Annotated in this window: 9 protein-coding genes; 3 read left to right on the forward strand and 6 right to left on the reverse strand. The window is 53.5% G+C overall.

Features of this window, described 5'->3' with window-relative positions; translation table 11 throughout:
* Position 1: 1 nt before the first annotated feature.
* Both K239x_RS21995 and K239x_RS22000 read right to left on the reverse strand, forming a co-directional pair.
* Entirely contained in the window at positions 2-928 is a 927-nt protein-coding gene (locus K239x_RS21995) for a metallophosphoesterase family protein (RefSeq protein WP_419189263.1), read from the reverse strand.
* 118 nt (positions 929-1,046) lie between these two features.
* Positions 1,047-1,313: a hypothetical protein gene (locus tag K239x_RS22000; protein ID WP_145420521.1), complete on the reverse strand. Its 267-nt coding sequence runs from the start codon at positions 1,311-1,313 to the stop codon at positions 1,047-1,049.
* A gap of 338 nt (positions 1,314-1,651) precedes the next feature.
* Between K239x_RS22000 and K239x_RS22005 the strand changes: the two genes are divergently transcribed.
* The 3 genes from K239x_RS22005 to K239x_RS22015 all read left to right on the forward strand — a co-directional run bounded on the left by K239x_RS22005 (position 1,652) and on the right by K239x_RS22015 (position 4,378).
* Positions 1,652-3,076, forward strand: coding sequence for a sulfatase-like hydrolase/transferase (locus K239x_RS22005; protein ID WP_145420522.1), 1,425 nt, complete (start codon positions 1,652-1,654; stop codon positions 3,074-3,076).
* 27 nt (positions 3,077-3,103) lie between these two features.
* The gene (locus K239x_RS22010; RefSeq protein ID WP_145420523.1) at positions 3,104-3,550 is read left to right on the forward strand and encodes a hypothetical protein; all 447 of its coding nucleotides are present in this window, start codon (positions 3,104-3,106) and stop codon (positions 3,548-3,550) included.
* A 90-nt stretch (positions 3,551-3,640) separates the two neighbouring features.
* Complete coding sequence (locus tag K239x_RS22015) at positions 3,641-4,378, forward strand: SDR family oxidoreductase (RefSeq protein WP_145420524.1); 738 nt, start codon at positions 3,641-3,643, stop codon at positions 4,376-4,378.
* Between the two features lie 34 nt (positions 4,379-4,412).
* Here the strand turns inward: K239x_RS22015 and K239x_RS22020 are convergent, their stop codons facing one another.
* From K239x_RS22020 to K239x_RS22035, 4 genes are all read right to left on the reverse strand, one after another.
* Entirely contained in the window at positions 4,413-7,475 is a 3,063-nt protein-coding gene (locus K239x_RS22020) for a sulfatase-like hydrolase/transferase (RefSeq protein ID WP_145420525.1), read from the reverse strand.
* The gene (locus K239x_RS22025) at positions 7,472-8,572 is read right to left on the reverse strand and encodes an FG-GAP repeat domain-containing protein (protein WP_419189264.1); all 1,101 of its coding nucleotides are present in this window, start codon (positions 8,570-8,572) and stop codon (positions 7,472-7,474) included. The genes K239x_RS22020 and K239x_RS22025 overlap by 4 nt, the downstream gene beginning before the upstream one ends.
* Positions 8,573-8,690: 118 nt before the next feature.
* On the reverse strand, positions 8,691-10,157 hold the full coding sequence (locus K239x_RS22030) for a sulfatase family protein (RefSeq protein WP_145420526.1): 1,467 nt from the start codon (positions 10,155-10,157) through the stop codon (positions 8,691-8,693).
* Between the two features lie 193 nt (positions 10,158-10,350).
* Positions 10,351-12,585: a sulfatase-like hydrolase/transferase gene (locus K239x_RS22035; RefSeq protein WP_419189265.1), complete on the reverse strand. Its 2,235-nt coding sequence runs from the start codon at positions 12,583-12,585 to the stop codon at positions 10,351-10,353.
* Between the last annotated feature and the right edge of the window lie 100 nt (positions 12,586-12,685).

Here is a 12,685-nt window from a genome sequence, read left to right on the forward strand (position 1 = left end):
GTTAATTAGCCATGGCAGGCGTGGCCCATCGGTAGTCGGATTGCTTGCGGAATCCGTCCACCACGATCGAATCATCGACACCGAGTGTCATCATCGCGTGCCCGCTGTTTTCCACACCGGCCCCTTCGACCATGGCAACCAGAGTGCAATAGTGGATGCCGCTGATTTCCTTCAGATCGTTTTTGTGGCTGTGTCCTTGAAAAACCGCCAGCACGTTGCCTGACGTCTCCAATGCAGCTCGCACCTCGGCGCAATTTTTGACGCCATGATTGTTGCTGACGTCCAGACGCTGATGGGCGAACACGATCGTTTTGCGATTGGATGCCTTTAAGTCCGACTGCAACCAATCAATCTCGGCCGCCGGAATGTTGGCATCGGTCCATTTAAAATTCTTACGACCATACGGCTGGCCATCACTGCGAAAGCAGGAATCGAGCACGACAAAATGGAAGTCGCCGCGATCGAATGAATAAAACGATTTTTGCTGACCAACGGTGCCGAGAAACTCTTCTTTCTTGAGCGTGTCGACACAATGATTGCCCAAAACGTAATGCCGATCTTTGCAAATGGCACTGAACTCTTTGTTGATCGTCTTGAGATACCTTTGCTCGGTTTCAACACTATCGGCTCGGTCTATCAGGTCGCCAAGTTCAACGACAAAGTCCGGTTCGTCTCGCAAAAATTGCCCCGCTGCCTGATCCAGTTTCGCCAGCGTCTCTCGATAGTGCCGCGATCCTGCCGTCGGTTTGTCAGCGTAGTGTAGATCGGTGACCATTCCGACCTTCAACCGATGGCCGTCGTCAGCACTCGTCCGAGCCTCATCGCCAAGCAATGCTTGGGGCAGAACAGAACTCGCGCCTAGTACTAGCGCACTTCCGCGAACAAAGGCTCGGCGGCCGATCTGCCGCGCTTCGTCATTGTTATTCATGATATTTCCTAGCATGTAAAAAGCCACAAGTTAGCGAGCACGCACCGCGGTGCTATCTGTGTACAGTTGGACAAATGACGGTTCGCTAGTCAGCATCAAACGCAAGCACCGTGCATCATTACTCGACCAACGAGTAAAGAGTGCGACTCTCTTGTTTCAGTTTTCCTTGCCTAGCCAACTCTCGCCAAACCGCTTTGGGAAACTGATCGGGAGGAGTGATTGCCGCGACGCCGGATTTTTCGCCTGAAGACATTGGGCCATAGCCCAGTCGCGACTCTTCATCCAACCGTGTCAGTTTCAGACGTTTGCGAAATGCCTTCATCGCCAACCTCAGGTCTTCTTCAGAGGGTTGATCGGGCGTGGCAGCGGCATCCGAATCGGACATGTGAGTACCTTTGGAATTGGAGAACAGGTTGAACCAATGAATCAGTATATTTCGACACAATGATATCGATCAGCAATGCATTGCAGTCTATCAAATTTTTCTCGTCAGACGGCTGCTGTGTGTCGCCCGAGCGCATCCGTTCATAATGCTATTCCATCTTCGGTGCACTCAAATTCAAACTTGGTGTCGTTGCCAATGGAGCCAAACCTTCACTCCGACAGATGAATGTAATAAGTCCGGTAAATTTAGTTCGCTTTGGGCTATCCTCTTACCAATCGCAGTCAGCCAAACATTCGCCAATTTTCAACATTCAGCAAACACGTTCGCCCTCGATCACCATGAACCAACTCATCATCGCTCAAGTCTTCTGCCTGACCATCGTCTCCATGTACTCGTTACCGCAGTCATTAGCGATGGCAGACGATACTGAGTCGCCAAATGTCATTCTCTTGATGAGCGATGATCAAGGATGGGGTGACGTTGGATTCAATGGCAACGCTGTTTTGCAGACGCCCCATCTTGATGCGATGGCAGCCGGAGGTGTTCGGTTTGATCGCTTCTATGCTGCTGCGCCTTTGTGCTCCCCGACACGAGGCAGCTGCTTGACCGGGCGATATCCGTTTCGCTTTGGAATTCTGGCGGCACACACCGGCGGCATGCGAGTCGGAGAAAACACGATCGCAGAGATGCTGAAAAAGAAAGGCTACGCAACCGGTTTCTTTGGCAAGTGGCACATTGGCTGGGTGAAGCCCGATGAGGTTGGCACCCGTGGTTTCTATTCACCACCATCCCACCATGGTTTTGACCAGTACTTTGCCACAACCAGTGCCGTACCGACTTGGAACCCCAGGGTGACACCGGCGGATTGGGACAGCTGGGGCGGCAAACCAGGTGATCCTTGGAAAGGTGGTTTTCCGTATGTCCAAGATGGCGTCGAAGTGAACGAAAACCTGCAGGGTGACGATAGTCGCATCATCATGGATCGCGTCATTCCGTTTGTGCAAGCCAACCAGGCCAAGCCGTTTCTGGCAACAGTCTGGTTCCACTCGCCGCACGAACCAGTGGTTGCAGGCGACGAGTACAAAAAGCTGTATCCCAAAGCGGGAAGCAAACGTCAAAACTACTACGGCTGCATCACAGCAATGGACGAACAGATCGGGCGTCTGCGAAAAAAGCTCCGCGAGCTAGACATCGAAAAGAAAACCATCGTCTTGTTTTGCAGTGACAATGGCCCGTCTGATGGGCTGACCAAAAAAGGCGTTGCATCGGCCGGACCGTTCAAGGGCCACAAGCACACGATGTACGAAGGCGGCGTGCTGGTTCCTGCGTGTGCCGAGTGGCCGGGCGTTATCGCCCCGGGCACAACGACGAACGTTCGGTGCAGCACCGTGGATTTTCTCCCCACGATCGCTTCTATCGTGGGTTACTCGCGTTCAAAAAAAGACACTCGCCCCATCGACGGTATCGATCTGATGCCAGTAATCCGCGGCGAAAGCCAGAACAACGACCGCAGTCTGTTCTTTGGCTATCGACGATTGCATCAAGGAATCGATGGCAAGGCGATTATTTCGGGTGACTGGAAACTGCTCCAGGAAGCAAAGAAAAACGGCCGCACTCGGCTCTACAATCTCGCGAATGACCCCTTTGAAAAGAAGGATTTGTCCGACGAAATGCCTGAGCAGGCGGATCGGCTTCGCAAAAAGTTATCTGAGTTAGAAGCAAGTTGTCAGCGAAGCCGCGACGGTGCGGATTATCGCTTCTAATCCAAATACGATTGACCAACACAGAACATGACTACCGACGACCACCAACAAGACCTCCATTTACGATCTCGCCTGCCTTGGGGGCTTCTGCTGTTGCGACTCGGAGTCGGGCTGGTGTTCTTTATGTGGACACTGGACAAGTTTCTAAATCCCGAGCACGCAGCACTTGTTTGGGAAAAGTACTACATGATGAAAGGACTGGGAAACGAGATCGTTCTGGCTATCGGAATCGTGCAGATGATTTTGGTAGCGGCGTTTGTCAGTGGAACATTCCGTACGTTTTCGTATGGAGTGATCACGTTGCTGCATACCGTTTCGACTCTCAGCGCTTACAAACAGTACATCAACCCATGGGAAAAACCGAACCTGCTGTTCTATGCAGCTTGGCCCATGTTGGCTGCCTGCATCACACTCTGGCTGCTACGTGAATACGACCAGTTGACGGTCGATGCGAAACGCAGGAAGACGGCTTAAGATTTCATCGCACCGCAGCGACTGTGTCGCTCAAACCATCCCATACGCTGTTCAGCGTCCACACAAACCTTTACGTAAACAGCTCCCAGAATGGCAACAGATTCAAAAACAGCGATTGTCACAGGTGGCTCAGGCGGAATCGGCCGTGGCATCTGCCGACGACTTAGCAAGGATGGATTCAGTGTGGTGGTTCACTACGGATCGGATCAAACGTCCGCCAACGAAATCGCAACCGAGATTCAGCAAGCAAACGGAAACGCGATTGCGATTGGAGCAGACATCACCAATGAATCCGATGTAGCGAACCTCTTTGAACAAACACAAACGCATTACCAAGGCGTCGATGTGGTTGTCGCGAATGCGGGAGCAGCAGGCATGGGATCGGTCGTCGACTGCTCTGCCAGTGATTTCGAAAAACTCGTGGCCGTGAACATTCGTGGCGCGTTTTTAACAATCCGCGAAGCAGCACGACGAGTACGAGACAACGGTCGGATCATCTTTGTCTCGTCGCAATTGGCCGAACGTCCGCGAGAAGGAACCGGCATCTATTCCGCGACCAAAGCCGCAGTGGACGCGATGCTGGTTTCGCTTTCCAAAGAGATTGGCGATCGCGGCATCACGGTCAACAGCGTCCGTCCCGGCGCCACGTCTCCCGGCATGTTTGACGCAAATGACAAACAGAAAAGCCAAACATTCATTGAGCTATCGGCGTTCAAACGACTGGGCACACCGGAAGACATCGCGTCGGTCGTTTCGTTCCTAGCCAGTCGCGACGGAGCCTGGATCACCGGTCAACACATTCGTGCCGACGGCGGGATGTCGAACTAGAATCTTGACACAGCCACAGTTGTTGGGACCGTGACTAGTGATCGCCGACGACGATCGTCTGAGGCGGAAACGATGGCGAATGAATTTCGTGAACGCTTCCGTCCGCGTTTTCGACCACATAGACACCGCCGATGCGAGCGTTGAACGTCGCATTTTTCGCAGGCGAGATTCTTTTCACTCGCCCTCGTTTCCCCGTTGGCGTAATGGGATAAACCCTTAGTTCTGAATGGCTCTGATTTTCAAAAGTCAGATTCGCTTTCCAGCGTCCCGGACTTGGATTGGAATGAATGGCGGGTGTCATCACCAATCCCTTGCGCGGCTGCAAGGCCATTAGCTGGTCAGTCAGTTTTTCGACCACCTTGTTGTCAACTGTATCGATCACGTTGAAGTCTTCGCTCAGCCCTTGTCGATGATCGTACAGTTCACGATCGGTCACCGACCCCGTCTCAAAATCACGCCATTCGATAAAACGATACTTATCCGTTCGCATGGAGTACCCCATGTACTCGCGACCATCGAATCGGCGGTAGTACTGGCTCATCGCTGCTTCGCGGACGGGCTCGTTGACGCCTTGCAGCAGCGGAACCAGGCTTTTTCCGTCGACAAACTCTGGGACATCAATTCCGGCGAGCTCACAAAGTGTCGGATACAAATCCAACAACTCCGCTAGCTGCTGCGTTCTTTGCCCCGCCGTTTTCATGTTCGGTGATGCGACTATTAGTGGCACACGAGCATCGATTTCGTAGTTGGTCATCTTCCCCCAACCGCGATGCTCGCCAAGCTTCCAACCGTGATCACTCCACAAAACGACAATGGTGTCGTCGGCCAGTCCCTCTTTATCCAATGCATCTAGCAAACGCCCAATCTGCGCATCGATGTAACTGACACAGGCATAGTAGCCGTGAACCAGATGCCGCATTTTCTGAGCCGACAGAGACGTTTTACTCGAAGGTTTGGGCATATCGATTAGGTCGACGTAATGTGACAGTTCGCTGTTGTTATGCGGTGCGTACGGTGGTGTGTCACCAATCACCTCCTGATCCAACATGACCGGAAGCTTGGCAGGGTCATGCATGTCCCAGTATTTTTTGGGAGCGACCCAGGCCAAATGTGGACGGATATAGCCCATCGCCAAAAAGAACGGTTCGTCTTGGTTTCCAAGTCGCCGCAGGCTTTCGATGGCGACGTCCGTTTGGGCTCCATCCAAAATTTGGTTGTCCGGCAAATCGGGCGAAGCCGTGCTGGGGCGACGCAGATTATTCTTACGCCAATCGTTCGCGGGCAACGCTTTCATCGCTGCTTGGACGGTTTCTCGCGTTCCCTCGGGATACGGATCGGGCAACTTTGGCAACGAACGAATGGGTTCGCTCCACGATTGCGGGTCCGGGGTGGGGTTGTGAAATATTTTCCCATGGCTGACGGCTGTATAGCCAAATTTGCGAAACCACTGCGGCATCGTCACCGCATCCGGCATCGCTTCTCGAAAGTGAATGGGAAGCGTCCACACACCAAGTTTGTCGGGACGTAATCCCGTCATCAGACTGGCCCGCGACGGATTGCACACCGCGACTTGGCAGTAAGCTCGATCGAACTGCACACCGCGACTGGCCAGGCGATCCATGTTCGGCGTGATCGCATGTTCGTCACCGTAACAGCCCATCGACGGCCGCAAGTCGTCGACAGCAATGAACAAAACATTGTGTTTCGGCTTGGGCGCCGAACTCGATTCTGGCTCTGACGGATCGACAGGTTGAATTGCATACATGGCTTTGGTCGTGCGCACGTACATCACGCCTGCCGACAGCGCCGGAGTTGCGAAACAGGGTTCACCCATTTTGTTCTTCGCCCGAATCCTAAATTCCGGACCGGCTGCTAACACATAAATCGTTTGGTCCTCCGATGGACAATAGATTTTGTCATCAGCCGCAACGAGCGACGCTGTAATCGAAGCACCGCCACCGAGGCGTTCTTCGTAGATCTTTTCGCCCGAGATCGCGTGAAAACATCGCACGACGCCGTTTGTATTTCCGAGATACAAGTAGTCGCCCCAAACGACGGGCGTCGACATGTAGCTACCGCCTCGGTCGACTTTCCAAAGCAAGCTTTCGGCTGACGTTGATTCTGATTCGCTCAGATTTCCCTTTGCATCCGACTTGATTGCATAGATCGGTGACTGTCCGCCGTGCGAATTTGTGATGTAGAGACGCTGGTCAATCGCAAACGGGGTCGGTGTCGGATTGTCACCACCGCCTTCGATCCGCCAACGTTCTTCACCGTTCTCCAGATCGTACGACACAATCCAAGGCCAACCGTTGACGACCACTTGAGATGAACCGTCGTGTTTGTGAACGAGAGGCGTCCCCCAACTCCGCTCGCAATCACCCTGTCGCGATTTTCGCCATAGTTCTTTTCCATCGGAAAGCCGCAAGGTGACTATAAACGGGTTCTTTGGATCGTCACACACCAAGACAATTCGGTCATCGTGAATCACCGGCGAACTGGCATATCCCCAGCCGATTCCATATTTGCTGATATCGATAACGCCGAGGTCCAGATCCCATAGCAAGTTGCCATCGTGGTCATAGCAGTAGCAGCCCTCCGATCCGAAAAACGCTACGACATGAGCCTCGTCTACCGCGACGGTCGCATTCGCATGTGTCGCTTTGGAGTGCCGAGTTGCCTGTGGCTGTCCCTTGCGAGCTTCTTTGCGCCAAAGCTCTTTGCCGGTCTCTTTGCTGTAACACAAGACCAGCCAAGTCTGCTCTCCGTTGTCATCGGCCGCAGCTGTGTTGCCCCCGCGACCAACTTGCAGTGGCACGTCATCGCTGCTGGAAACCGCGGTTGTCAAAAAAATCTTGTCGCCGAACACGACGGGACTCGAATGCCCAAGCCCCGGCACTTCTGATCGCCAAAGAACAGCTTCATCCCCGGCGTCCGTCGCGTCCCATGACTCAGGCGCGGCATACCCGGTGATGATTCCACGGCCTCCTGGACCACGAAACCCCGGCCAGTCCACTTCATCCCCGGCCGCAACCGCAACGACTGACCAGAACGCGGTCAAACCAAAAACGATCACACACTTCACTTCGCTTCTCATCTGTCTTTCCGTTGGTTCAAGAAGATCCGGTTCAGTCCATCTGAGTTCGCGACAGCTACATCCGCAAAACCATCTTCGTCAAAGTCGCCCGTGCATAGTCCATAAGTCGCCGCTTCAGAATCGCCAAAGCGAATTTCGTCAAACGATTTGCCGTCGTTACCATTGAAGTAAACCGCATTCTGCTGCGTGACATTGCCAACAACGACATCAGGCCGTTGATCATTATCCATGTCGGCAATCGCGATTGCATATGTCTTTCCGTCATCACGGCCAAAACTCTTTTCGCGAGCCACTCCGCCTCGTCCGTCACCGAAATAGACCACGTTTGCTTGACCAATGTTGCCAACCACCCAGTCAACGTGGCCATCACCGTCGAAATCGGCGATGGCGACTGCGCGACTTGACGTCGCTGAAGCTCCAAACGTGATCGGCTCCCCAAAGCCTCCCTTGTCTCGGCCGAGCAAAATGCAATTCGGCTGGACATCTCGGTTGGCCAAGATCAAATCAATGTTTCCATCTGCGTTTACATCCGCGACAGCCACATCGATCGTCGAGTCACGCTCGTTCCCGAACGAACGTGATTGCGAAAACACGGCGGAACCATTGTTGATGTAGATCTGGTTCGCCCGTCCGCGACACGTCGACAACAGATCCATATCGCCGTCACAATCAATGTCGACGACGCAAAGGCTGCGAAGACTTGACGGCTCGCCAAATTCGCTGCCTTTCGCAAAGACACCCTCTCCGTCGTTGAGCAGGATGTAACAAGGCGCATTGTCATTACCGATCGCTAAGTCGATATCACCATCGCCATCAAAATCGGCTGGCTCGCAGGCATAGGTTGTCGACAACTCGGCGCCCAATCGGCGAACCAGATTGAACCGACTGCGCCCTTGGTTGACGAACTGAAAATTTTGCTGCGGCCAATGGCGACCGTTTGCAACCACGACATCTAAGTCACCATCGCCGTCAAAATCGGCTGCCCGAATCGAAGCCGAACGATGGGCATCGATGCCCAGGCTCAAACGGCTACCTGAAACAAGTCGACGTTCTTCCGCTAGGCCATGTGATGTGACAACCAGCGCTAAAGATGTCAAAGCAGAAAACTTCCATCGTATCATTCGGGATTGGCTTTTCCAAATTGGTCGTAAAATCGTCGGAGCGAGTGTTTGTGTATCCATTGAGTTTACCCCGTCATCGACGAGGGGCTCTCGGCTATTTCGGTTTTCGCGCACGTGGGGCAGGAACTGGAGGCTTGGTTGGGCGTGAGCCTTCCAAATCAAAGAAACGCATACTACGACCGACGCGGTCATGGTCCCCGAGGTCTTCACGCATTGCGTCGGCCAATGCCAACAGTCGCTGGACGATATCTGGATGTTGCGCAGCGACGTTCGTCGTTTCAGCAACGTCGTTGACTAGATCAACCAGGAATGGATCATTGAAACCTACGCGGTCCTGCGGCGCAATGTGTGCGTTTCTGCTGAACGGAGCAGCACCGACAGGTTCCTTTTTGCGAGGCAAATGCAGTTTCCATTGCCCTTGCCGAACGGCCTGAAGTTGGACACGCAGATAGTAAAAGAATGCCTTATTCGGATCCGCTTTGTCGAAGTCACCATGAAACAGGTGGCGAATGTCTTCGCCATCAATCGTGCGATCGTCGGGCGGATCGACACCGGCCAAAGCAGCCAGTGTCGGCAAGACATCCAGCGTACTTGCAATCTCGTCACAGGTGGTGCCAGCAGGCACACGATCAGGTCCCCACAGAATCGTGGGCACTCGGATGCCGCCTTCAAACGTCGACACTTTGCCACTGCGAAGACGCCCCGCGGAACCTCCGTGATCCCCAGGAAGACTTCCATCAGCGTGACCTTGGTTCTTGATCAACCATGGTCCATTGTCGCTGGTAAACAGAACATAGGTTTTGCTGGCCAAATCCATCTCGGTGACTGCGTCCAAAATCCGGCCGACGTTGAAGTCGATCTCTTCGATCACGTCACCATAAAGTCCTCGCGGGCTTCTTCCCTTGAACTTTTGCGATGCAGCGAGCCGAGTATGTGGCATCGTGTGCGGAACATAGACAAAGAACGGTTTATCCTGATTGTCTTTCATGAAGTTGATGGCTTCGTCCGTGTAACGGCTTGTCAGCGTCGCCATCGTGGTCTTCGGTTCGATCAACGTTTCGTTGCGATACAGATTTGCAACGCGATCATTGCTAGTCGGTGTGCCGAAAAAGTAGTCAAACCCCTGCCGCGTTGGAAACAAGTCAACGAAGAAGTCGTCTTGCGAATGCTTGGCCAGATCCCATTTCCCAAAGCACGCAGTCGCATACCCCTTGGTCTTGAGCAGTTCAGCCACGGTAATTTCGTCGCTGTGCAAAATCGGATGAACCTGCTTGGTATTGCCGCGCTCAGCCACTCGCATCGGGTAACAGCCAGTCATTAACGCTGCGCGTGACGGACCGCAGACCGGTTGTGCGTAAAAGCTCGTGAACTTCATTCCCTCGCTCGCCATCGAATCGAGGCGCGGAGTACGAATGTCGGGGGAGCCGAAACAACCAACGTCGGCATACCCCTGATCGTCGGTAAAAATAACGATGAAGTTGGGTGGCCGATCGTCCGCGTGGCATACGCCCCCGAACAGAACGAGGGCAATGATGAGTACGTTGCGACGCGTCGTGATCATGATCGATTTCCTTTGTTGGCTAGACTGGTCCAACCAAACGGGCATAGGCTGGGCTTCGCCTCAAAATCCAAGCACGCCCCGGCCCTGTATCGGTTGGGAGCCATGCTCACTTGTCACTGTCAATTTGAAGGAGGTCGTGCGTCGCAGGTTGAGGGCAAGCACTCGAAACGGTTCGTCACCTTTATGACACGGACTAAAATTCATCGGGCGACAAGAATCCATCTTGGTTCTTGTCAAATTTGGAAAAGTGCCGAAGATGAATGGACTGGTACTCGTCGCGTGTGAGACGCCGATCCTTGTCCTGATCAGCATGTTCAAACGACGGATGCGAGTGCTCATCTGGTGACAATTCACCGTCACTGTCTTTGTCCTTGCGATCGAAACCCGCAACGAACGGTCTTAGGTACTCTTGCTCGCCGACCTTTCCATCTTTGTTCGTGTCCAGGTCATTGAATCGTTCAGTCTTAGGTCCTGAAGCGATTCCCTTCGGTTTCTTGGTCGACGGTGCGCCGGCATTCGTCGCCACGCCCGCCTCCACACCAATCGCCCCTGCCGTCAAGCTTCGCTTGTCACCCAAGACTTTCGGATAGCACACCAGAAATTTGTTGTCATCAATCAAGTTCACGTAGTAGTGCGTCGTCCCCTTAGGCAACTCCGCTGTGATCGTCCCTTGCAAGGGAATGTTCGCCAGAACGCGAAGCCACTCTTCGTCGCGATCATTGCCATTGACCGTATAGATTAGATCGGCGCGAACTACCTTTGCACCGTTCTCGCGGTACCTAAACTCCACTGTGTTGCCGCTGCGTGTCTGCGACACCAACATTGGGACGCTACCTTTGTTTGGCAAATCGTCGCGGCAATCCGGATTATAATAGGGATAGGTCGCGTTCATTGCGTCCAGGATCTCAGTCAACTTCGCAGCCATCGCCTTCGTTTTTTCGGGCATCGACTCAGCAAGATCATTTGCCTCTTCGATGTCAGCTCGCTTTTGAACTCCGCCAGTGGTCTCGTAAAGGCGAAACAGTTCAAGCTTAGGAGTCTCTAAATGATTTACATGGTCGTAGTTGTGCACCAGTTTGTAGTCACCAATTCGGATCGTGCTTTCCAAAGCAACGCCTACAGGAAAGTGCCAGACCATCGTGTCACGCACCGAACCGTCGGCTTGCTTCACCAGCGAAGGCTCCGTCGGGTCATTCAGTAACAAGGGCGTCAGATCGCAGCCGTCGAGTGGTTTCCCGCTTGGTTTTTCGACGCCAGCCATCGACAAAATGGTGGGGTAAAAGTCCAACCCATTGGCCATCACATCTGTTTGCACGTCGGAGGGGATACCGGGTCCTGTGATGATCAGAGGCACACGAGTACCGCCTTCCATCGCAGAAATTTTCCCTAGCAGAAGTGGCTGATTGTCGGTGTATCGTTCGGCAGGTGAACCTTCCATGCCGCCGTTGTCGGACGTGAAAATCAGGTAGGTGTTCTCACTTAGCATGTGCCCAGGCCAACGTGGGTCTTCGGTTTGGTCCAGATAGCCAAACACTTGGCCGATGTAGTAGTCCAGTTCCTGAACCATCGAGGCAAAGAAGGGATTCTGCTGTCCAGGCGTGTCTTTTTTAGGGGTGTGCGCCGGATCCGTCCCCAAACGCTTGGCGTATTTCTGCAAGTGTTCTTCACTGCGTGTGTGAATCGGGGCATGCACCAGCCAGGTCGCGTAGTACAAAAAGAAGGGTTTGTCTTTGCTGTTCTTCAGGAACGTCAGGGCGTCTTCGTTTGTTTGGTGATAGGGATATCCGTTGGCGTCCAGGCGGTAAGGATCATCGGCCGCCGCGGTCGCAAAACCGCTCAGGCGATTCGGCATCGACTGTCTAGATCCGCGGTCACAACGGGTGTAGTCAAAACCAAACGGCTCACGATTGGCATCGTCTCGCTCGCCGCCCTTGGACAGATGCCACTTTCCTGAGTGACCGGTGACATAGCCATTCCGCTGAAGGATTTTTGGCAGAGTGAGTTCCTCGGGCGGAAGACCATAGCGTTGCCAGGGAGCGATCAAAGTCGATGCCTTGTTCAGCGGAACTGGTGGGCTGCCACCACGGACGCTTGTTTTCTGCGCTCTCGCTGCATGAACGCCGCTTAGAATCGCGCATCGTGAAGAAGCACACACCGGCGTTGGCGAATAACCTTGCCAGAACATGACCCCTTTTTTGGCCAAGGCATCGATGTTCGGCGTCTCATAGGGACACGGTTCATCAATGTCATAGCACTTTACATCCTGCCAACCGAGATCGTCGGTCAAAAGAAGTACGATGTTCGGCCGCGCGGGACGCTCCTGGGCTCGATCCGCCATTGCTTCGGAGTGTGCGAACAAAAGCGATGCTACCAGTAGGGCGATGCTGAATTGGCTCATCGCTGGTTTGGACATGAGTAGTGTGCTCATCGGTACTCGGTTCGCGTGTATGGCCTGGGTTGCCGATCAACTAAAAAGGCTTCTAGGAAAACGACGATGCGACCGCACAAAAACCGCTTCCGCAAACGTC

It is taken from the genome of Stieleria marina, assembly GCA_007741555.1.
Taxonomy (GTDB): Bacteria; Planctomycetota; Planctomycetia; order Pirellulales; family Pirellulaceae; genus K23-9.